Raw genomic sequence first — 21,723 nt, forward strand, 5'->3', positions numbered from 1 at the left:
TATCAATTAGCGTGTAGTGTTTTTACAAAAAATAATGTCTAACTGATTAAGTAATAAATTACATTTGCTGATAATCTTTGGCTAAACCTCCTTCACTCGTTTCCTTGTAAAGTGAAGGCAGATCATGACCGGTCTGTTTCATGACTTGTACTACTTTGTCGAACGATACGCGGTGCATTCCGTCAGTAAAAGCAGAGTAAAGATTTGCGTCTAATGCTCGGGCAGCAGCATAAGCATTTCGTTCGATACAAGGAATTTGTACTAAACCGCATACGGGATCGCAGGTCATTCCTAAATGATGTTCCAGTCCCATTTCTGCTGCATACTCGATTTGTGCGGGACTTCCTCCAAATAACTGATTGGCGGCTGCGGACGCCATTGCGCAGGCAACACCGACTTCTCCCTGACAACCGACTTCAGCCCCGGAGATTGAAGCATTGAATTTGACGATATTCCCAACCAGTCCTGCGGTGGCAAGTGCACGTAGAATACGCATATCACTGAATTCACGACTTTTCTGCAAATGATAAAGTACGGCCGGCATTACACCGCAAGAACCACAGGTAGGAGCTGTCACTATTTTACCTCCGGAAGCATTCTCCTCGCTAACTGCTAAGGCATAGGCAAATACGAGACCTCGTGATTGAAGGGATTGTTTGAATCCGGTAGCACGTATATAATAGGTTGAGGCTTTTCTCCGTAAGTTCAGTGGACCGGGTAATACACCTTCTGCTTCTAGGCCACGGTGAATGGCATCTTTCATGGTGTTCCATACTTCCGCCAGATAATCCCATATATCTTTGTCCTCACATTCCTTTACGTATTCCCAATAACTTTTTCCGGTACGTTCACACCACCCCAATATTTCAGTCATATTGTTCATACCGTAAACTTCGGGGCTTTCGATAGTCGGACTGTTATTATTCTCAGCCAATGCCCCTCCTCCGATGCTGTAAACTGTCCAATTCTCCAGAGTTCTGTTTTGGGAATCTATTGCAGAAAAGGTCATTCCATTGGGATGGAATGGCAAAAAGACTTTTGGCTGCCAAACAATTTCTACGGGAGCAGTGGGCTGTAGTGTATCTATAATAGCTACATCTGTCATGTGACCTTTTCCGGTGGCAGCTAGACTACCATAGAGTGTTACTTTAAAAGACGTTGCGTCCGGATGACGTTCCAAAAACATTTCAGCTGCTTTACGAGGTCCCATCGTATGGCTGCTGGAAGGACCTGTCCCTATTCTATATAGTTCTTTGATTGATTTCATACATTAAGATGCATAATTAATACCATTTCTTCTTTCGGAAGTACAAATATACAACAATACCGATAATAAACATAAGAACCCAAGCAAATAAATATCCATATCGCCAATCAAGTTCCGGCATCCATTTGTAGTTCATTCCCCATACTCCCACTAAAAAGGTGAGAGGTATGAAAATGGTAGATACCACAGTCAGACGTTTCATGATATCATTCATGCGCAGGTCATTATTTGAGATGTAAAGATCGACTAATGAAGACAATGTTTCCCGACAGATTTCAATAGTTTGCAGTACGAATTGTAAGTGGTCGTTTACATCATTATAAAAAGCGCGGTTTATTTTATGAATGAGTAAATTATCTGCCCGTAAGAGTTTTACATATTGTGCCTTTAGCGGGAGAATCGCTTTTTTCATCAACATATATTGTCGACGAAGAGATTGTATCTGAATACCGATGTCATCTCCATTTGTGATGGTTAGTAGCTCTTCTTCTAAATCTTCCAACGAATCGTCGATAGAAGAAATAGTGGAAATGTAGTTACCCATAACGCTGTTTAATAGGACACTGAGCAGGTAGTCACTTTGGCGACTACGTATTTTTAATACATCATTGCGTAAAGCAGAACTAACATCATCAAAAAAATCTGTTTCTTTTTCGAGGAAAGTGAGCACATAATTATTTCCTAAGACGAGGCAAACTTGTTGTTGAAGTAGCCCGTCCAATTCGTTTTCGTCTTTATGTTCATTGGGGTAGAACAACTTAGCAATTAGAACAATATGCTTTTCATATTCTTCTATTTTGGTCGGATGATCTGCATTCAATATATCTTGCAGGACGAGGAAATCTATTTCGAAATGACTGCAAATTTCACGGATTGTTTCTGTATTTTTCATTCCGTGTACTTGTAGCCAGTTTATTTTCTCGTTATCTAATGTATTCTTGACGGATTGAAAAGTGTCACCGGAAACTTCTTGCATTTCAGTGGCATTATACGTGCAGAGATGAATATGGGTAGGGGTAACGCTATCTCCAGTGTAAATAAGCTTTTCGCTTAACAGGTTATTCTTCATGCTTTATTCTCTTTTTAGAAAACCACAAACAAAAGTAGTGGTTTTCTAAATGAGAACAAGTAATTTATAGGATTTGTTTACAGATAATTATTCGAAATCGACAACAGTAATTCCTGCTCCTCCGAATTGGACGTGTTCGTCTGCATAATGACGTACTCCTGGTACGGTGGATAAATATTGTCGGATGAGTGTACGAAGGATTCCCGTTCCTGTTCCATGAAGAATACGAACACGACCCATGCCTACTAATATCGCATCGTCAATAAAATAGGTGACAGCCTGTAAAGCTTCATCTCCTCTCATTCCACGAACATCGATATCTTGCTTGAAACTGAGTTTCTTTTCATACATTTGATCATGTGTTTGTGTACTGACAAATGTACTTTTTGCAATTCCTTCTGTTTGCGGAGTAGCTTTGGAACGTTCTAATCGTTCTAATTTTATAGTGGTCTTTATGCTTCCAAAAGCGACGACTGCATTTTTGCCGTTGATTTCCATTACCTGTCCGATACTGGTTTGACCTTTGATTTTTACATTCTCGCCGACTGTGATAGGAACTATTTTAGGAGTTGCGGATGGAGAAGAAACTGTTTTAAGATCATTTTTCTTATTCTTCTTTCGCTCCTGTTTCTCTTTTAGCTTTTCCATCTTCTGTGCAATCTTTTCTTCCTGCTCTTTAGAAGAGAGCGAGTCTAGAGAAGTACGGAAATTCGTTAGTTCCTGCCGTACCAGACGAGTCTTTTCTTTTTCAGCCTGTGCTTCTTTTATTGTACGGATCGTATTTTCAATGCGGGCATTTGATTCCTGTAGCAGCCGTTCAGCCTCTTCTTTTGCTTGACGGATAATCTCTTTACGTGATTTCTGCAATTCTTCCATTTCTGTCTGATAACGGGCAATTGTTTCTTCCATGTGCTTCTCCCGTTGGCGTATTGTCTGGCGTTTGCCTTCCCAATAACGTTTATCTCGTACGATATCCTGAAGATATTTATCCGCATTAATATATTCGCTTCCCACAATCTCCGAAGCATCTGCAATGACATCTTCCGGCAAACCGATTTTTCGGGCAATTTCAACAGCGAAAGAACTTCCCGGATTTCCAATTTGCAGTTGGAATAAAGCTTGCATTAAATGGCGGTCATATAACATTGCCCCGTTGACTACTCCTTCATGGTCTTCGGCGAAATGTTTCAGATTCTGATAATGAGTAGTAATTACACCGAATGTTCTTTTCTGATTGAAACGTTTGAGTACAGCTTCCGCAATAGCTCCTCCGATTTGCGGCTCTGTACCTCCTCCGAATTCATCGATCAGAATCAGACTACGTTCATTGCAACTTTTCATCATGATTTTCATATTGGTCAGATGAGAGGAGTAAGTACTCAGGTCATCTTCGATAGACTGTTCGTCACCAATATCAATAAAAATACTGCTAAACATCCCTGTGTGGCTGCGTTCGTGCATTGGAACCAACATTCCGCATTGGAGCATATACTGTAATAATCCAACCGTTTTCAAACATACGGATTTACCTCCGGCATTCGGACCAGAAATAATAAGGATACGTTGTTTCTGATTGAGTTCTATATCCAGAGGAACTACCTTTTTACCATGTTTGGCTAATGAAATCTGTAGTAATGGATGTACAGCCATTGTCCAATCCAGTAATTGTTCATTCTCTAACGCAGGTTTTAAACTATTGGTTTGTATTGCAAAATGGCTTTTAGCACGAATGAAATCAATTTCTGCCAGAAATTCATACGATTGAAGAATTTCCGGAATGGAAGGACGTAATATGTTGGAGAACTCAATCAAGATATGAATGATTTCACGTCGTTCATCTCCTTCTAGTTCACGAATACGATTATTAGCTTCTACTACTTCTGCCGGTTCAATAAATACAGTCTTTCCACTGGCAGACTCATCATGTACGATTCCCTTGATTTTTCGTTTAAGTCCGGGTGCTACAGGGATTACCAAACGTCCGTCACGCATTGTGGGAGTCACGTCTTTATCTACATAGCCTTCGGATTGCGCAGTGCGAAGGATACTGTTCAGCGAACGTGAAATACTTCCCATTGTACTGGCAAGTTCTCTACGAATACGTGCTAACTCAGTGGAAGCATTATCTTTAATTTTGCCGTATTTATTAAGAATACCGTCTATCTTTCCGATAAGTTGTGGGAATACGGCGATATCTCCTGCTAGCTTTTTCAGGCTAGGATAGGGGCAATCATTTTCTTCTTCATTTTGTTGTAAAAAGCGCACAATATCCCTGATCGTTTCCAAAGAACGGCGAAGATCAAACAATTCTTGTTCGTCTAAATACATACCTTCTATCCGTACCCGTTTTAGTGAAGGTCGGACATCGAAAAAAAACTGATCAGGAAATCCGTCTTCTTCCTGAATGATGCGCACAAATTCAGTTACCTGATTTAATTTCTCTTCTACTTCATTGTATTGATCAGAAAAAGTCATTTCTGACACTCGCTCTTCGCCTAAAGTACTGAGACACTTCTCTTTCAATAACTGTCTTATTTGGTCGAATCCTATTTTTTGCTCAAAATTCTGAGGATATATCATATTTTTCTTACTTGTAATAGGCTGCAAAAATACGATTAATTCGCGAAAAAAATATCAGAATGTTTGCAGATTTAAAAATGATTCGTACCTTTGCACCGCTTTCAGAGGAAAGCACTTTTGATAAAGTAGTTTTGGAGAGGTGGCAGAGTGGTCGATTGCGGCGGTCTTGAAAACCGTTGTACTGCGAGGTACCCGGGGTTCGAATCCCTGTCTCTCCGCAATAAACGCTGAAAATCAGCAAATTGCAAAACAAACACCCAGTTTTACACCCAAGAATGTAAAATTGGGTGTTTTTGTATTATTTAAGATGAAATGCATCTTTACTCAGAAAAAAAGTGTCTGAATAAAACAAAGCCAACTAAAAGAACAATCAAGTTATGCTCTTTTAGTTGGCTTTTATATCAGTTTAATTGCCTAACTGCAGCAATGTATCAATCCAATATGTGTTCCGGAATGGATGTAGTACTTAATACTCCTGTAATTTGATAATTTGTATTGGGAGCAGTCAGCTTCATAGTAAAGTCTACTGGTGCAGGGCTTTTTGTATGGGCGTTATCAAAAAGTTCCTCCCATTTCACACCCAAAAATGCTTGAATAACACTGAATATCTGATTATTACCTATTATTTGAAAGTCGTAAGATGTTGCCGTGTCATTGTCTTCTCCATCGGTTTGGAATGTTAAACGCAATCCGGGTATGTCGTGCAGTTGTTCTTTCGAATCGGGGGTGATGAAGAACTCGTAACTGCCTTTCATTGTTGGTCGGTCATATAATGTCCCATGGAGATTGTCTTTAGCGAAGATATAGGACTCTTTAGCAGGATTGTTTATGAAAAATAGAATTGTGTTGGCTTTTAATAGAGGATGATTACTTTCGGCTATCATGTATGACAAATAGCAATCTGTCACTTTCACTTCAACGGTTTCCACATCCTTGGTAATATTGTCGGTAATGGTCAGTGTTGTACTTCCCTTCTGCATACCATACAAATTGATGTGTCCTTTTCTGTCATCCTCCTTATCGTTGTATTTTGAGTAAATGGCATTCAATATATTTTCATCCTCTATTGCCAAACTAATATCGCCACTACCGTTTATTATAGGAATAGAAGTAGCATTGCGCTCCAATCGTACTTCATAGTATATTTTCTCAAGACTGAACGGAGCAAATGTTTCATTTTCATTATTATCATCGCTGCAAGCCATAGCAAACAGACACATGATGAAAAGAATCGGGTTGATAAGTTTATTCATCATGGTTATGTGTTATTGTTTCTTTATCGTAAATTCCAGTTTCTGAAGTCCTTTCTTATAGACATTGGCAAGGATGAGGGCGTAACGGAGTTCTTCGCCCGGCTTCATGGATTGGGTGATATGGGCAAACTCACTTTCAGGAATGACCTCCTTGAACATCGGACCGGATGATTCGTTGCGCACCAGCCGTATTTCATCCGTAAGCGGTGACAATACAAATGAATAGATTGCCATATAGGGTATTTTATTGAATTTTAGCCAATTCGGATCTGCCTTATCAAGAATACACTTTAACCAAATGCGGGCATTATCATAAGACGGAAGGCTGTGACCGTCGGCATAGGAAATTTCTCCATTCTCATTGACAATGATTTCCTTTTCTATGGCATATTTGTTAAAGGGGCACATATCATAGTACTCAATGTCTTCCTCTGAATTGATTTCTTTATCTACAGGTATCTCCGGCTTTGTGACAATACGGTCTTGAAGGATTCTCAACAGCGAATAGGTACGGTCTGGAGCATCCATGGGAGGATTGGCGAGAATGGTTCTCTCTACCGAAAGGTAATATTCATGTCCTCTTTCGTATGTAAACCATTTAATACTATTAAAGCCAAGTGGCTCCCATACTCCGGGATTGTCTTCAGACATAACAAGCATACACTCTACAGGAGTATCACTGCCCCATGGTATGTACGTACCTGTTTCGGCAGAAACGGACATCTTGATTTCATTGACAACATTTTTTGGCTCATCATCGCTGCAACCCACTACAAGGAAGGCAGTGATTAAAAAAAATGGAATAATAAACTTATTCATATTCGTATAATTCCCTATTGGCTCTATTGGGCTATTAATTTTATATTGAAAAAACGTGAGCCAACTATGCCACGTCTAAGTGAAGGTCGTAGGAAACCTCTGATACAGATGTAACAATAGCAGCCCACGCTATATGCGTGAAAACCACTATGCTATCTCTTGTATCAGTTTGAAAGTTTCCTACGTTTTCACCTACAAGATAAACATAACGCTTCTTCTTTTTCTTATGTCATGGAGAGGGTTAGCCCAATCCGAATACAAAATTAGTTATTTTATTGATGTTTTGCGATATAGAGAACAGAATTTATAACCTAAATCCTCTATTTTTTCTTGGCTCTTCTGTTTTTCGCAATCCTTCCTGTAGCTTCTCCCATTGTTCCCTGAACCATTCGCCTATCGGCTGTCTGTTTATGGTCAGTATCAGTTTGCTATCATCGGTTGGATTCTTTTCCACCTTGAAAATATCATTCTTGATTTCAAATCTTCGCCAATGCTCTTCAGAATAAATCCTACCATTGCACCTAATAGCTTCCTTTTTTGTCAAAAGACTGTTTATCATATCTTTGGTAAATCCGATGGCATAACATAGTCTTTCCATCCTCAACATTTCTTTGAGTAATGGAAACCAGTTGAACGCTTTTTCAAGAATGGTATTCAATCGTGATATTTCCTTGTCTTTGGTTTCAAGCTCTTGATTATGTATTCCTTGTAGGTTACGAATCTGCTTGCCGTGCTGTTCCTGCATTTGTTGCATCTTGGCTTTTAATTCATCAATACCCTTGTCACGCTTGGTAATTTCATGACGTAAATTCTCATTGGTTTGTTCCAAATCTTTCAATTTTCCGCTTCCGAAAAGAGAACCGACACCGCTTGCTATGGCAGTAGCTGCATCAGTGGCTGCGCTTTTGAGTTTGTCGGTGCGTATTTCCGATTTTACCTGTTTGAGTTCTTGCTCAGCAAGAGTTACCTGCTGCTTCTTGTGCCTTTGGGTTTCCTCTATACGTTGCAGTTCGGCTTTCTGTTTCTTTATGATGAAATCGTTACGTTCCAGATGTTCCTTGCCTGTTTCGGTTTTAGATTGTCCTCGTTCCATCAGGAGAATGTCAGAAGCCAAACTTTGCATTTCGGTCATATCCTCGTCATTGAGTTTACAGCTCTTTCCTGTATCGTGGTTCATCCAATCGAAAACGATATGAGCGTGATAATTCGGCTTGAACCACTTTCCATCAATTTGGAAACTCTCCCTATCTTCAGCTTCGGGTTGTCCGCTCAGCCAATGTCCTTCATCTTTGTGCAGGAAGATTTGCAGCGGAGTAATACCCCAGCGTTGTTTGCACTCCTCGCCAAATTTATGCACATCTGCCAATGTAGTGTCTGCTCTGATGAGCAACACCCCCTCACGGATAGGTGAACACCCTGCCACCTTGATGATTTTTCCGTTCTTGCCTTTGCGTTCACGTTCTTTCTCCTGCATGGCACGACCTGTCTTTTCCTTGACCATCCGTTTGATGTTGTCGTAATGTGTCCGCAATTCGGTAGTGCCGAAGTCAGGATTTACCCACTGCTCGTTATCGGTGGAAAGTTTGGAAACGACATAGATTCTGGACTCTCCGATGTTGCGCATGTACTCGGCAGTCCTTCGGTTGTGTGCCTCGCTCGATGCGATGTTGCAAGGCTTGATATGTATGCTTGATTTTGTTGCCATAGTTTTTTGTTTATGTTAGATTACTTTGTTCGCTTTCGCAGAGGGATTCTTAGGGGTGCGACCCATAAGCGGAGTTTCCAAAGAGAGGGTCACTCTTTGGTCTGGGTTCTCAGGGGAGAAACGCCCTGAGTGGGTTATTAGGGCAAAGCCCTAATCCCCTCGGGAGAGCCCACAACTACGAAAGCGAAGCGTGTAGTTATAGTGGGCTATAACCGAAAGCCGTTTTTCTTTTTCGGGGGCCGGCTGTGCGTCTCCTTTGCAGACTGGGCTTGCCTCTTTCTTTCAGTCTGTTTCTGTAAGTATTCGTTCAAGTCCTTGCATCCGCTGTAGGTCTGCGAAGCGTCACGGATGTATAAGTCCCTGCCGTATTCCACACGTATTTGTTGGAGTGCTTCCATCCCTGCACGGTCATTGTCAAAGAAACAATGGATGCGCTCGTAGTTCCCCAAAGGGTAGAGGGCTTTGGAAACATTGGCTACGGAGTTCAGCACCATGTAATCTTGCCTATCCAGTTCGGGATATTTCGAACAACTCTCCAATCTCAAAGTAAGGAATGAAAGATAGTCCATAAACCCCTCAAACACATAACACGTTTCCCTCGCTGTTCCCGGCTGTTTGATATGGGAAATCTCTTTCGGTGCGATACAGCCTTTAAAATATCGGTTGCGGATTTCATACCCACCCGACACGTTGGGAAAGGCAATGGCGAAATACCGTTTGCCGTGATGGGAGAAATGCGCTTCACTGCATTCTCTTTTTGCCAGTGCAATGTTTATCCCCCTTTCCTGCAAATAGGTGAGCAGGGCAGGAGAAGAAAGCGGTACAATCTCCAGTTGTTGGAAACTTGGCTCGGAAGATGATTGCTTGCCAAAAGAAAAAGACACGGGATGAATACGGGGTGTCTGTTCTTCGATTCTTTGCAGGAGATATGGCACATGGTCGGAACAATAAAGTTCCTGTGCCAGTGCGATGATATTCCCACCCTTGCCGAGTGCAAAATCATACCATTGGTTACGTTCAGTATTCACCTTGAACGAGGCTTCCGTTTCTTCCCTTAGCGGTGACTTATACCACAGGTTTATCCCCTGCTGTTTGACCGGAGAAAAGCCCAGACTGTGCAGATAATCTGCTATCTTGATTTGTTTCGCTGTCTGTATATCCATAAAACGATTGGTTTAATGATAATTGAATTGGTTTATTTCTCTTTTCGCCCGTACCTCTTTATGAAGTACGATCTATAATCACTTCACTTTATTCTCGTATATATAGGGTACGGTAATAAAGTGAAGCGGTTTTGCCACATTCCGCAACCACTTCGCTTTATTTCTGATATATAGACCCTCGGAATAAAGTGAAGCGATTGCAAGGTGTAGGCTAATAGTGGAAGTCGGGCATGAACGTGTACTTTCTGCCGTTCTCCTGCACTATCATCCGTTTGTTTCGAAGCATGGTGATGAGCGGTACCGCCTTTTGATGGTTCAGCTTTACACCTACTGACATATAGCTTTTGATTAAAGCATTTTCCAGTTCCTTGTAGCCGTATTCCTCTTTCAGTCCGAAAACAGCTTCCAATGCGATTCGGTGCTGCTGTTCGGTGATATGCCTGTAAGGGTCGAACTTTTCTTCTTCGGGTCTTCCCGGTTTCTTGGTTTCCGGCTTGTAACCTTCCAACAGTTCGGGCAGGGCATTGTCATTGATACGGAATGAAAAAGGCTCGAAGTCCATTGCCCGTATGTGCATGGCTGAAACATTGCTTATATCTCCATTGCTCTTGTCCTTTTCCACAAGGAGGACGGTTTCCGCCTTGTTGTTCAGTTCCGTGCCGATATGTCCCCTTGCGTTCTCATCGCCCTTGTTTTGGTGGAGTATCGTGTGGATATGTATCTGCCTGTCATCCGTCCACTGCATCAGCTTGGATATGATACGTGTCGATTCACCGGGACTGTTGATGTCATATACCATGTCACGTATGCCGTCTATGATTACAAGGGCTATGTCAGGCGTATTGTAGATAGCCTGTTCGACAATCCTGATACGCTGTTCGGGCGTGTATTTCCTCAAAGCGAGAAATTCAAGATTTTCATTGTCCCTGTCATCGGGAAGCCCCGCCATCCGTAAAATACGTTTCATGACTTTCAGACAATGATAAGGGCTTTGTTCCGTGTCCACATAAAGGATTTTCCGTTTGTCTTCCGGAAGTTCCGCCACATATCGTAATACGGTGCCGTTCTTCAATGCGGCGGCTACGATAGCCGACACATTGAACGTCTTTTTACTTTTGGCTTTGCCGATGGATGCGCTGAAATTGCCCAATGTCCCAATGACAGAACCATGTACTTTGAGGATTTCAGGTGCTTTCTCATAACTTTTCGACAGGCTCAAACGTGAGGCTTGCCAAAGGATAATGGCTTCTTCTGCCGATATGTCTTTAGTCTCTTTAATATAGTCCATAGCCATGCCTCCCGTTATTTTCGTCCTCCTGTTTTCTTCCCGGCCAGTTCAAGGGCAAGCTCCACATCTACGATAATCTTGCGTCCTATCTGGGTGATTGCCTTGTCAATCTTTCCGCTTTTCTTGATGCGGTTGGCGGTGGGCAGGCTGCACCCGAACAGTTTGGCAATGCCCAGTATTCCGTACACATACTTCCTTTCTGTGTCCGTAACGGGCTGTGGTTGCATTTCCGTTTGACCGGAAGCGTGTTTGCTTAAGAATATGAACTCTTCGCCTGTCATCTGCCAGACGGGTTTTGATAATAACTCTTGAAGATTTGTCATCGTCCAATCTATTTAGTCGTTAAACAATCAGCCCTGCGCACTGGCTGTTATTTCTGTTCTCGAACGATGCAAAATTAGGTAGGTTTATAAGTGGTAAGGATGTGGTTAGTGTAAATGGAATATTTTATTATTTCTTTGAATATCAGGCAATAAAAATACCACTCAAAAATTAATTTGAGTGGTAAAAGTGGTTATTTCGTAATATGTCAGGGGATATCACGGATTATCGGAATATTGCGTCCATTTCTTTGGCGAACTTCTGGTTGCTGTCACTTGGGAAATCGGAAACAGGTTCCTTGTATTTTGACTTGTAATAGTTCTCTTCAATATCCAGCATTTTGAGGATATTCTTTTTCCAATTCTCCCTGTCTAGTTTGGGCAGTTGTTCACCCATCAGGAATATCAGGTAGCAGACACGTATTTTCTCTCTCGTTTTTATTTTCAGCTTGCATTTGCCGGGGTGCAGATTCATACAAGCATAGAAATCATATTCGGAAATATTCTCGAATTGTTCTCCTACGCAGGTCGTGTAAACGTGCGAAAGCAACTCCATGTCGAAATATTCGTGTTGTTCCTCTTTGGGTGCTTCTTCTTGCATATCGGGTTCGCTTGGCTTGGTTAGCTCTTCCGGTTTATCTTTAGCTGCGGGAATATATTTTGCTAATATTTCCATAAAATGGAAACTCAATTTATAAATATCTCCGCAGCAGTTCTCTATATATTGGAAAGCCTCTTTTCTTGCTTGCTTTTGCAATTCATAAAGCCTGTCCAGTTCTTCTTTTTCTTTCTCATATTCAGCCTTGCAGCGTTCATATTCCTTTTCGGCTTGCTTTTCTTCTTCTGCCGTATGTTCCCTGTAACCAATAGAATCATATCTGTTATATGCCTCGTTCAAAGGCTTGTTTAGTCTTTGTGTAATCTCCAGTTGTTCCTCTATATCAATATTATATCTATCAGCGAAATGGTAGCACACACGAGAAATTATCTCATCATCAAGCAATGGATATTTTTCGTAAAGCATCATGTTTTTCTCTATCTCGGCTCTTAGACTGTCGAGAATCAGAGTGTACTGTTCTTTCTGCTTGTCAAGTACCAATTCAAGGATAGCGGCTTCAAAAGCTTTTGTGTCATTGTATTGCTTGTAGAAGTTCGTGATGAATTTCTGCTTGTCAAAGGAAAAAGTATGGCTTACAATAAAGTCGCTATATATTCGGTTGAGTTCGCCATATTGGGGAATCATAATCAGTATTTCTCCTGCCATATACGCTTGGTTTATGAATTCTTGTCTTTATCAAGAAAGGAAGCCAGTTCCTCTTCCACTTCTTCTATACTTGGCAGAGCCGATTTTAAGTTTTCAGGTATAGCCTTGCTCAGTTGGTAATCGCTGATGCCTATCGGCTGGTCATAGCCTGTCAATGCGTATTGTGCTACAACTTCGTCTTTTCCCTTGCACAGCAACAACCCGATAGTCTTGTTGTCGTTCTCTCCCCTCAGTTTATCATCCACCACATTGATGTAGAAGTTCAGTTGCCCTGCATACTCCGGTTTGAATGGGGTAGCCTTTAATTCTACCACGATATATGCGTGCAGTGGAATAGAATATAGTATCAGGTCTGCATAGAAATCGCTGTTTCCGACTTGGAAATGTTTCTGTCGTGCAACGAAAGCAAAGCCATTGCCCATTTCCAGCAAGTAACGGGTAACGTGCTTAACCAACTGTTCTTCTATGTCCCTTTCGTCTGCTTTCTCTTTAGTTCCAGCCAAATCAAAGATGTACGGGTCTTTCAACAGGTAATTGGCGAGGTCGCTTTGTGGTGCAGGAAGCGTAGTGGTGAAATTGTTTACCTTATTATTGCTGATTTGTCTGCTGTACAGGTTGGTTTCAATTTGTATTTTAAGAACATTGCTGCTCCAGCCCATTTCCACAGACTGCTTCATGTACCAATAGCTTATACCTAACGGTAGCGAACTGTCAAGTATAGCCATTTGGCTTGCCCAGTTTATTTTGGCAACAGGAGAGGTCAGGAAAACTTTTTCTATCCCCCTAATCTCTATCCTGTAAATGGCAGAAACTGTTTTTTCTACGTCCTGAATTTGCGCAGTAGCCTCCTGCGTAAATTTTAAAGACTGGTAATCAGCGGATTGTATTTGCGCAGTAAGTTCCTGCATAAATTGTCCGTTGTTTAGTTTCAAGACTTCATTTGTAACATTCTGTACGCTTGGAACAGATAGCCTTACATCCGTATCAATGAAACTTCGTAGCACGTTCAAGGGATATGACCGTGCGAATTGGCACATATAAGTAAGGTTACGTTCCGAATAGCCTTTCTTTTCAGGATAATTGAATCGGATAGCTTTTGCCAGTTGCTTGATGATTTTGCTTCCCCAGCCTTGTAAGTTCTGATGATACAGGATATAGTTGCCTATTTTCCAATAATGGAATAGCATTTGCGCATTGGCTGCGGTAATTAGCCTGACTTGCGCCTGTTCTATTTCCGAACCGACAGCATGAACAAATGCGTCAAAGTTCGTTCTTTCTATATGGTGTTCTTTGTTGTTTTCCATGTTTCAATGTCTATTGTTGTCGCAAATATAATTCAAATAGCGGATAATCCATGAAACTGTTTGATACTTTTATAGTTGATTAAATTTGTTCATGGCGTTCGCCTTAATATCATCCGCTATGTCAATGTAGGGTTTCATAGCCTTGTAGTCGCTGTGTCCCGTCCATTTCATGACCACCTGTGCCGGGATTCCAAGAGCCAGCGCATTGCAGATGAATGTCCTTCTTCCGGCATGGGTGCTTAACAAAGCGTACTTGGGTGTGACTTCATCTATACGTTCATTCCCTTTGTAGTAGGTTTCCCGTACAGGCTCGTTGATTTCCGCCAGCTCACCCAGTTCTTTCAGATAATCATTCATCTTCTGATTGCTGATGACGGGCAATGCCATGTGATTCTCGAAATGAACATCCTTGTATTTTTCAAGAATGGCTTTGCTGTGGTCGTTCAGTTCGATTATCAGGCTGTCCGCTGTCTTGACTGTGGTGACTTCAATGTGGTCGGGTTTCACATCGCTTCTTTTCAGATTGCGAACATCCGAATATCGTAAACTCGTAAAACAGCAGAACAAGAAAACATCCCTGACACGTTCCAAATACTGCTTGTCATGCGGTATCTGATAATCTTTCAATTTGTTCAGTTCTTCCCACGTCAGGAATATTACCTTTTTAGAAGTGGTTTTCAATTTGGGTTTGAATGTATCGTATGCAATGTTCTGATGGTGTCCTTTCTTGAAACTCCAGCGCAGAAACCATTTGAGGAATCCCATCTGTTTGCCGATGGTGCTGTTTCTCATGTCTTTCTTGTCACGCAAGAAATTGACATATTCGTTCAATCCGAACTCATTGAAATATTCAAAGGTTACATCTTCTTTGAACTCTTTGAGGTGATTTTTCACTGCTGCAAATTTTTCGTATGTGGATGCCGTCCAATTATTCTGATTGCCACACTCCTTTACAAACTCATCGAACACTTCCCAAAAGCTGACAGGGGCTTCTTCCGTCTGTTCTTCACTTGTATTTTTCATCCGTAAGTTGAACGCATCTTTTAACTGTTGCGTGGTAGGCATGGTTTCCTGTACCTCAAATTCCTTGAACACGTTTTGCATTTCGGCATAGTATTTCAGCAAGTCCGCATTGATTTCGGATGCGCTTTGCTTTAGTTTGTTGGTGCATCCGTTCTTTACCCGTTGTTTGTCGGCATCCCATTTGGCTACGTCAATCCGGTAGCCTGTTGTAAACTCGATACGTTGGCTTGCGTATATGACACGCATACGGATAGGCACGTTCTCTACGATTGGCACACCGTTCTTCTTCCGGCTCTCCAATGCAAAAATGATGTTACGTTTGATATTCATAATTGGGTGCGTTTGAAATTCTACACCCAAATATACACCCAAAAATTGAGATAGCAAAAGACATTTAGAAAAATTTAGATTTACTCTGTATCGTGGATAGTGTATGATTATCAGCGATTTGTGATTTTATGATATTTTCTGAAAGCGTAGGTTCGAGAGCCTGTCTCTCCGCTGGAAAGAATTGCAAAACAAAGAAAATCCCTGTAAATTAATACTTTACGGGGATTTTTATTTTTGGTGCATAGCAAAAATAAGCATATCAAAGCATTCTTTCGGTGTACTATTCGGTGTACCTGATCTCCTTCAATGTCAGGTACACCTATTAAGTAAATAATTCATTGTTTATCAGTGTTTTGCATCTTGACTTGTTGCTCTTGGAATTTTAGTTTTGTGATTAAAAAACAAGTAAGATGGAAAGAACAACATTTTGTCTATTGTTCTACATTCGTAGGACGAAATTGAATCGGAACGGTGAGGCTCCGATAATGATGAGAATTACAGTGAATGGAGTTCGGGTTGATGCTTCAGTGAAGAAAACAATTCTTCCGGAATTCTGGAGTGTGGCAAAAGGAAAGGCCCTGGAAAAGAAGCGTGAGTACAAGGAACTGAATCTGTATCTTGATTCTATCCGTTTGAGGATAATGAAAATTCAGCGTGAACTGGAAATAGAAGGTGTAGCGGTTTCTGCCGGCAGTGTGCTGGACCGTTTTTTGGGTAAGAATGCTCCCGTACAGCGTACCCTGTTTGAGGTTTTCCGTGAACATAATGATAAATGCGCCCGATTGTCCGGTACGGACATGGCGCCTGCAACCGTGCAGCGTTATGAGACATCCTTGAAGCATACTCAGGATTTTGTCTGGGAGACATATCATAAGAAAGATATTCTTTTGGATGAAGTTTCCCGCCAGTTTGTTGAGGATTACGAGTTCTGGCTTAAGACCTCGAAAAAGTGTTGTCATAATACAGCCACCAAGTATCTGAAGAACTTCAAGAAGATTATCCGTATCGCTTTGGCCAAGGGATGGATGAAGAATGATCCGTTTTTGGAAATCAGGTTCTCGTTGGATAAGGTGGAGCCGGACTTCTTGGAAGATTCGGAAATCCGAAAACTGATTTCAAAGGAGATTGATATTCCGCGGCTGGGTCAGGTACGGGACATTTTTGTGTTCTGTTGCTTCACCGGTCTGGCCTTCTCGGATATTCACGGATTGGGAAAGGAGCATATCGTGGAGGACTCGAACGGTGTCAGATGGATACGCAAGGGAAGGCAGAAGACCAAAATCATGTGTAACATCCCATTGATGGAAGTTCCGTTAAAAATATTGGAGAAGTATTCCACCAATGAATATTGCAGGAAACATGGTGTGCTTTTTCCGGTGCTTTGTAATCAAAAAATGAATGCCTATCTCAAGGAACTGGCTGATATTTGTGGCATAAAAAAAACATTGACCACCCATGTTGCGCGTCATACTTTTGCCACTTTTGCTTTGGCCAATGGTGTTTCGATAGAGAGCGTTGCTAAAATGCTGGGGCATACCAATGTTCAGATGACCCGTCATTATGCGCGTGTGCTGGACCGTACAGTGATACGTGAAATGTCACAGATAAAGATGGATTTTCATTTTTCCATGTAAGGAGAGGGTGTTTGGAATGAGCAAAGGCAGACATGAGGTTCGGATGCCTGCTCTTTCAGGAATGGCCGGAGATTGCTTCCGGCCTTTTTTATTTCATTCTGGCGTTTTCTGTCTTTTTTTGGCGGTTGCTCAACGGTTGAGTAACCAATGGTCTTGTAATATCTCCGTAATATTGCGCCATAACAATAAAAACAAGGTCATTATGAATAATAGAAGAACTGCACCTGGTGGGCAGATGACCCACATGCTCAGTACCATACTCGCCAAAGTAACTAACATTGAAAAGTTACTGGCTCCTGCCATACATAACTTGCCCGACAGCGAGATACTGGATTCAAAAGGCGTGCGCCTGCTTACCAAGATGTCCGACAGGACACTTCTTAGACGCCGCAATGACGGTTCGTTGCCTTTCCACCGTGACAAGGGGAAAATTTACTACCGCCGTTCGGACGTGCTGCGTGCCATGCTGCTGGAAAAAGAAGAACACTCTAAAAATAAAAGGTTATGAGAAAGATGATTAAGGTTGAAAGCGGCTCGTTCGCCGCACTCGTGAGAAGTTACAAGAAGTCCCTCAACATGTTGGCCGTGCTGCAACATATCTGCGAGGATAACTGTGTAGAACTCTCCATGCTGCCCGATGAGGTTTGTGAGCTGATAAACCTCGATCCGGCAGAGATTGAGAAGCAGCGTTTGAGCGGACGGCTGCGTTTTGCGGAAGAGGAGAACGGGACCAGGCATTATTCGATTGTGGATATAATCAGTCTGAAGGATTCCATTGACTGGAAGGTTATTAACAGACAGGTGGAAAGCCTTTCCTTTGAGGAAGAGGAATGACGGAGTGCCCTTCTTCCCATTACAGACAAGAGTATGGCCGGCAGACCGGATTTATCCGGGTGTCGGCCATACCTTTGTCATTTTCTGAAAAGCGGCTCTTTACGGCAAACTTAGGATGTTTTTTTCAGTCCGTTTGACGGGGCGGCAATTTCCATTGAGGGTACATGCCTTGCCTTCCGTGGCAGGTCCGGTGCATCGTCACTTTCGCCTGTCTCTTTCTGTCCTTTCCTTTCCGTTCCGTCATCCGTTCCGCTTTCATGCCCGCCTGCCGGTTTTATGGTAAGCTGTATTTTCCGGTTCAGCGTGGCAAGTTCCTCATTCAGCCGCTTGATTTCCGCATCCTTGGGCCATGAAGCCGCCACAATCTCCTGAAGGACCGGGATGTCCTTCGACAGCTCCGCGTTTTCCTGCTCCCGTTTCTTTATCATGGCGGGAATGCGTTCCAGCGCATTGATGAAGTTCATGACGGCCAGTTTCGGGTCTTTGGCTATATAACCGTTGTTGTAGGTATATTTGATACCGTCCAGCCCCTCGACCATGAACTTGTTCTGCAAGGTCTGTGTGTTCCCGTCACAAATCCTCTCGGTACGGACAAGGATGCGGAAATCGGACAGGGTCCCGATTTTCATATAGTCATCCTCCGTCCGGGCATTCCGGTTGATTGCGGCAAGCCGGTTGCCGAGTATCTCCACGTTGTCCGAATCCACACCGTCCAGTTTCAGGGGATTGGGACGGAGTCCGGTTTCCGTATCTGCGGGCATTACCTTGTTGAAATATTCCCAGTCTCTGGTAAAACGCCCGATAAAGGTGTTGTTTTTTTCTATTCCCGAAGTCCTTTCATTCAGCTTGCCTTTCGCGTTTCCCTTGTTACGGTGGAATGCCTGTCTCTCGCTTTCGAGGACCGCCAGTTTCTTGTCCAGCTTCGCCTTTTCCAGCAGGTCGTCGTTGCCCGAAAGGATGGCCACGTATTCGCTGAAACTGCCGCCTCCGTTTTCGTCAATCGCCCCCTCGTCAATGGTACGGGCGGCCAGATTACGGCTTTTGAGCTGGTTGATGAACACCTGCTTGTTTTGCAGCAGGTTGAACTTGTAGCTGTCCAGTGACTTCTCCACCGCATAGATGTAGCAGTCCACCTTATTGCCGGCGTACTGCTTGGCGATGATATTGCCTTTTCTTACCGCCCGCCCGTTGCGCTGTTCCAGGTCGGACGGCCTTCAGGGTATGTCCAGATGATGGATGGCCACGGCCCGTTCCTGTGCGTTGACACCCGTTCCCAGTTTCTGTGTGGAACCGAAAAGGAAACGGATGCGCCCGGAGTTCATATCCTTGAACAGTTCCTTGCGTGCGTTGTCGCTGTTTGCTTCCTGAATGAACTTTATCTGCTTTTCCGGGATATTATGGTCTTCCACGAGCTTGCGCCTGATTTCACTGTAGATGTTCCACTGGTCCGGCTTATAAGTGCTCAGGTCCGAGAATACGAACTGTGTGCCTTTCTGGTCGAGATATTTGTAGTAATACTCTGCAATCTTGGCCGCGCAATGGGACGCCTTGTTTCCCGGACTGTCACCGTACTGTTGGTCTATCAGCCGCATGTCAAGCGACATCTTGTTCGAGTAGTTGGTGGCGATCAGCATCTGTGCCTTCTCCTCCGCTTCGGATAGAGGCTCCCTGTCTATGTAGGTCGCATCCCCGGTTTCGGCGAACTTTATCAGTTTTTGAATGAAAACCTCCTGCTGGGGAGTGGGCGGTATGTGATAGAGTTGCTCGTTGAGTTCCGGCCTGTCAACCCCCACGTCTTCAGCGGTCTTGTAATCGGTTATCTCCGCATAGAAATTGGCGAGTTCCGGCACCTTGATAAAATAGCGGAAACGCTCTTTCTGCACCACCTGGTTGGTCACTGAAAATTCAAAGTCCGTGCTTTTCTTCGCATAGACTGCGGCCCAGCCGTCAAAGCAGGTAATCCCCTGCCGTTCCATTTCCTTCGGACGGAGATACTTGAAAAGGAGATAGAGTTCGGTCAGGCTGTTGGAGATGGTCGTGCCGGAGAGGAAAGTGGCCCCCAAATCCCTGCCTGTGCGCTCCTGGATGGTACGGATGGCGAAAAGCATGTTCATAGCCTTCATGCTTCCCTCGGGATTGCCCAGGCCGGAAACCCTCGCATGGCGTGTGTTGAACATCAGGTTCTTGAAATTGTGCGATTCGTCAACGAAGAGGTGGTCGATGCCCATCTGTCTGAAATCTGTAACATCATCCGTCCGGTCCTTTATATCCTGCTCCAGCTTTTCAAGTTTGGCTTCCAGGTTCTCCTTTCTTCTTTCCAGCCCTTTCTTTATCCAGCCGGTCACTTCATTGCCCTGCTGCTCGAATACGGCAAGGTTCTCTTCGATACTCTCTATTTCCTGCGTATATATTTCCTGCTGTATTTCGGGGGACTGGGGTATTTTCCCGAACTGGTCGTGTGTCAGGATGATGCAGTCCCAGTTGTTGTTCTTGATGTCATGGAATATTCCGACGCGTTTCTCCGGCGTAAAGTCCTCCTTGCCCGGATACAGCACTCTGGCATTCGGATAGGCCCTCCTGAACGTGTCAGCTATGTCATGCACATTGCTTTTGAGTCCGATAATCATCGGCTTGTTCGCCAGTCCGAGACGTTTCATCTCAAAGGCGGCTATACACATGATAAGGGTTTTGCCCGTACCTACCTGATGGTCGATTATCCCGCCTCCGTTCATCTTCAGCATCCATACGGCATTTTTCTGGCTGTCGTACAGGGACGGTATGCCCAGCCCTTTCAGGTCAAGGAACGGGAAGCTTTGCAGGGAACCGTCGTAATCGGGACGTACATAGCAGTTGAACTTGCGGTTGTACATGTCTGCAAGGTTCTGCTTGAATTCGGGCAGCTGTTCATTCAGCCAGCCGGTGAAGGCGGAGCGTATCTCGTTGATTTTGGTGTCGGCAAGCTGGATGGCCTCCGCATCACGTACCTTAATGTCATTGCCCTCCTTGTCCTGAATGGTCTTGGTTATGTCGGGTACGGTGTTGTGCAGCGCATGTTTCAGCAGGTCGTTTCCGTAATAGCCTCTTTTTTCCCCTTTCACATAATATCTGTCGGTGATGTTCGCGTTGGTGCTCTCGAAGCTCACGCTGAACTCGTCGATGGATTCCGTATAGTGGATATGGGCCTTTGTCTCGAAGAGGTATCCGGCGAATTCCTCATATACGGGCATGGGTATCCACCGTTCTCCCAGGTTGAAGTCAAGCTGTTCAAAACTTATGGGCTCCGGTATGGCTTTTCGAAGGGCCTCCAATGATTTTCTGCTCGCGCCGTCATCGGGATAGTCTCTCAGGTGGTTCTCTATCCATTCTGCTTTGGCAATCACATTGCCCGCTATGAAACGGTCCTTGATTTCATGGCTCTTCATCATGGGATTGTAGAAGATGCGCTCTTCCAGCTGTTCGAGCAGTTCCTGCCTGCCGATGTCGCAGAGATTCTCCATATATTCCAGATTGACCTCGCCGAACTTGTTCAGGGATGCCGCAAGGGCTTCCTGCGGTGTATCCACATGTGTCACCTCGTTGGCGTTGAACGATACGGGCACGGTGAATATGTCCGCCTTCTGTATCTTCCCGTTGACGGAACGCTCCAATGAGAGCATTTCCCGTCCTCCTGCATCCAACAGCAGGAACTTGGCGTTGTCCTTTCCGTTCAGCTCCCTGAACATGCGCTGGAAACGGTCATACTGCCGGTTCAGCTCCTCCCTTAGTTCCGGCTGTTCGGTTTCCGTTTCGGCTTCCGCATTGTAGAGATTGTGGTAGGCTTCACGGAGCGGGATATAGTAGGCGGCCCGGTATTGTTGTGTGACAGTCAGC

The 21,723-nt window shown here is 43.6% G+C and carries 15 protein-coding genes, 1 tRNA gene and 1 pseudogene; 4 read left to right on the forward strand and 13 right to left on the reverse strand.

Annotated elements, in window-relative coordinates:
• Positions 1-58: 58 nt before the first annotated feature.
• The 3 genes from EJF25_RS21770 to EJF25_RS21780 form a co-directional block, all read right to left on the reverse strand.
• Complete coding sequence (locus EJF25_RS21770; RefSeq protein ID WP_125042707.1) at positions 59-1,267, reverse strand: L-serine ammonia-lyase; 1,209 nt, start codon at positions 1,265-1,267, stop codon at positions 59-61.
• Positions 1,268-1,283: 16 nt separating this feature from the next.
• Entirely contained in the window at positions 1,284-2,336 is a 1,053-nt protein-coding gene (corA, locus tag EJF25_RS21775) for a magnesium/cobalt transporter CorA (RefSeq protein WP_125042708.1), read from the reverse strand.
• Positions 2,337-2,423: 87 nt separating this feature from the next.
• Positions 2,424-4,916, reverse strand: a complete 2,493-nt coding sequence (locus tag EJF25_RS21780; protein WP_125042709.1) for an endonuclease MutS2 — start codon at positions 4,914-4,916, stop codon at positions 2,424-2,426.
• A gap of 133 nt (positions 4,917-5,049) precedes the next feature.
• On the opposite strand from EJF25_RS21780, the gene EJF25_RS21785 reads away from it, so the two are divergent.
• Positions 5,050-5,134, forward strand: a tRNA-Ser gene (locus EJF25_RS21785).
• 213 nt (positions 5,135-5,347) lie between these two features.
• On the opposite strand, the gene EJF25_RS21790 is transcribed toward EJF25_RS21785, so the two are convergent.
• From EJF25_RS21790 to EJF25_RS21835, 9 genes are all read right to left on the reverse strand, one after another.
• Positions 5,348-6,172 carry a hypothetical protein gene (locus EJF25_RS21790; RefSeq protein ID WP_125042710.1) on the reverse strand — a complete coding sequence of 275 codons (825 nt, stop codon included), beginning with the start codon at positions 6,170-6,172 and terminating at the stop codon, positions 5,348-5,350.
• Between the two features lie 9 nt (positions 6,173-6,181).
• A complete protein-coding gene (locus EJF25_RS21795) occupies positions 6,182-6,988 on the reverse strand; it encodes a DUF4377 domain-containing protein (protein ID WP_125042711.1) in 807 nt (268 codons plus the stop codon).
• A 304-nt stretch (positions 6,989-7,292) separates the two neighbouring features.
• On the reverse strand, positions 7,293-8,693 hold the full coding sequence (locus tag EJF25_RS21805) for a coiled-coil domain-containing protein (RefSeq protein WP_125042712.1): 1,401 nt from the start codon (positions 8,691-8,693) through the stop codon (positions 7,293-7,295).
• A 206-nt stretch (positions 8,694-8,899) separates the two neighbouring features.
• Entirely contained in the window at positions 8,900-9,856 is a 957-nt protein-coding gene (locus EJF25_RS21810; protein ID WP_117689207.1) for a DUF8464 domain-containing protein, read from the reverse strand.
• A 211-nt stretch (positions 9,857-10,067) separates the two neighbouring features.
• On the reverse strand, positions 10,068-11,144 hold the full coding sequence (locus EJF25_RS21815; protein WP_125042727.1) for an AAA family ATPase: 1,077 nt from the start codon (positions 11,142-11,144) through the stop codon (positions 10,068-10,070).
• A 14-nt stretch (positions 11,145-11,158) separates the two neighbouring features.
• On the reverse strand, positions 11,159-11,467 hold the full coding sequence (locus EJF25_RS21820; RefSeq protein WP_009121544.1) for a DUF3853 family protein: 309 nt from the start codon (positions 11,465-11,467) through the stop codon (positions 11,159-11,161).
• A 223-nt stretch (positions 11,468-11,690) separates the two neighbouring features.
• Positions 11,691-12,728 carry a hypothetical protein gene (locus EJF25_RS21825; protein WP_125042713.1) on the reverse strand — a complete coding sequence of 346 codons (1,038 nt, stop codon included), beginning with the start codon at positions 12,726-12,728 and terminating at the stop codon, positions 11,691-11,693.
• 11 nt (positions 12,729-12,739) lie between these two features.
• On the reverse strand, positions 12,740-14,032 hold the full coding sequence (locus tag EJF25_RS21830) for a PDDEXK nuclease domain-containing protein (RefSeq protein WP_125042714.1): 1,293 nt from the start codon (positions 14,030-14,032) through the stop codon (positions 12,740-12,742).
• Between the two features lie 69 nt (positions 14,033-14,101).
• Positions 14,102-15,385 (reverse strand): site-specific integrase, encoded by a 1,284-nt coding sequence (locus tag EJF25_RS21835; protein WP_118773625.1) that lies wholly within the window; start codon positions 15,383-15,385, stop codon positions 14,102-14,104.
• Positions 15,386-15,795: 410 nt separating this feature from the next.
• On the opposite strand from EJF25_RS21835, the gene EJF25_RS21840 reads away from it, so the two are divergent.
• The 3 genes from EJF25_RS21840 to EJF25_RS21850 all read left to right on the forward strand — a co-directional run bounded on the left by EJF25_RS21840 (position 15,796) and on the right by EJF25_RS21850 (position 17,853).
• A complete protein-coding gene (locus EJF25_RS21840; protein WP_125042715.1) occupies positions 15,796-17,019 on the forward strand; it encodes a site-specific integrase in 1,224 nt (407 codons plus the stop codon).
• Positions 17,020-17,221: 202 nt separating this feature from the next.
• Positions 17,222-17,527: a helix-turn-helix domain-containing protein gene (locus EJF25_RS21845; protein ID WP_005651667.1), complete on the forward strand. Its 306-nt coding sequence runs from the start codon at positions 17,222-17,224 to the stop codon at positions 17,525-17,527.
• Entirely contained in the window at positions 17,524-17,853 is a 330-nt protein-coding gene (locus tag EJF25_RS21850) for a hypothetical protein (protein ID WP_125042716.1), read from the forward strand. The genes EJF25_RS21845 and EJF25_RS21850 overlap by 4 nt, the downstream gene beginning before the upstream one ends.
• 110 nt (positions 17,854-17,963) lie before the next feature.
• On the opposite strand, the pseudogene EJF25_RS26835 reads toward EJF25_RS21850, so the two are convergent.
• Positions 17,964-21,614 (reverse strand): annotated as a pseudogene (locus EJF25_RS26835) (helicase-like domain-containing protein); the annotation flags it as partial.
• Positions 21,615-21,723: the final 109 nt, after the last annotated feature.

Source organism: Bacteroides faecalis (assembly GCF_003865075.1).
GTDB lineage: Bacteria > Bacteroidota > Bacteroidia > Bacteroidales > Bacteroidaceae > Bacteroides > Bacteroides faecalis.

What these genes read in the sequence shown, in the direction of transcription:
- corA (WP_125042708.1), bottom strand. Translation starts at nt 2,336, where the DNA reads ATGAAGAATAACCTGTTAAGCGAAAAGCTTATTTACACTGGAGATAGC.
- EJF25_RS21840 (WP_125042715.1), top strand. Translation starts at nt 15,796, where the DNA reads ATGGAAAGAACAACATTTTGTCTATTGTTCTACATTCGTAGGACGAAA.
- EJF25_RS21820 (WP_009121544.1), bottom strand. Translation starts at nt 11,467, where the DNA reads ATGACAAATCTTCAAGAGTTATTATCAAAACCCGTCTGGCAGATGACA.
- EJF25_RS21790 (WP_125042710.1), bottom strand. Translation starts at nt 6,172, where the DNA reads ATGATGAATAAACTTATCAACCCGATTCTTTTCATCATGTGTCTGTTT.
- EJF25_RS21810 (WP_117689207.1), bottom strand. Translation starts at nt 9,856, where the DNA reads ATGGATATACAGACAGCGAAACAAATCAAGATAGCAGATTATCTGCAC.
- EJF25_RS21830 (WP_125042714.1), bottom strand. Translation starts at nt 14,032, where the DNA reads ATGGAAAACAACAAAGAACACCATATAGAAAGAACGAACTTTGACGCA.
- EJF25_RS21825 (WP_125042713.1), bottom strand. Translation starts at nt 12,728, where the DNA reads ATGGCAGGAGAAATACTGATTATGATTCCCCAATATGGCGAACTCAAC.
- EJF25_RS21850 (WP_125042716.1), top strand. Translation starts at nt 17,524, where the DNA reads ATGAGAAAGATGATTAAGGTTGAAAGCGGCTCGTTCGCCGCACTCGTG.
- EJF25_RS21845 (WP_005651667.1), top strand. Translation starts at nt 17,222, where the DNA reads ATGAATAATAGAAGAACTGCACCTGGTGGGCAGATGACCCACATGCTC.
- EJF25_RS21835 (WP_118773625.1), bottom strand. Translation starts at nt 15,385, where the DNA reads ATGAATATCAAACGTAACATCATTTTTGCATTGGAGAGCCGGAAGAAG.
- EJF25_RS21815 (WP_125042727.1), bottom strand. Translation starts at nt 11,144, where the DNA reads ATGGACTATATTAAAGAGACTAAAGACATATCGGCAGAAGAAGCCATT.
- EJF25_RS21795 (WP_125042711.1), bottom strand. Translation starts at nt 6,988, where the DNA reads ATGAATAAGTTTATTATTCCATTTTTTTTAATCACTGCCTTCCTTGTA.
- EJF25_RS21805 (WP_125042712.1), bottom strand. Translation starts at nt 8,693, where the DNA reads ATGGCAACAAAATCAAGCATACATATCAAGCCTTGCAACATCGCATCG.
- EJF25_RS21780 (WP_125042709.1), bottom strand. Translation starts at nt 4,916, where the DNA reads ATGATATATCCTCAGAATTTTGAGCAAAAAATAGGATTCGACCAAATA.
- EJF25_RS21770 (WP_125042707.1), bottom strand. Translation starts at nt 1,267, where the DNA reads ATGAAATCAATCAAAGAACTATATAGAATAGGGACAGGTCCTTCCAGC.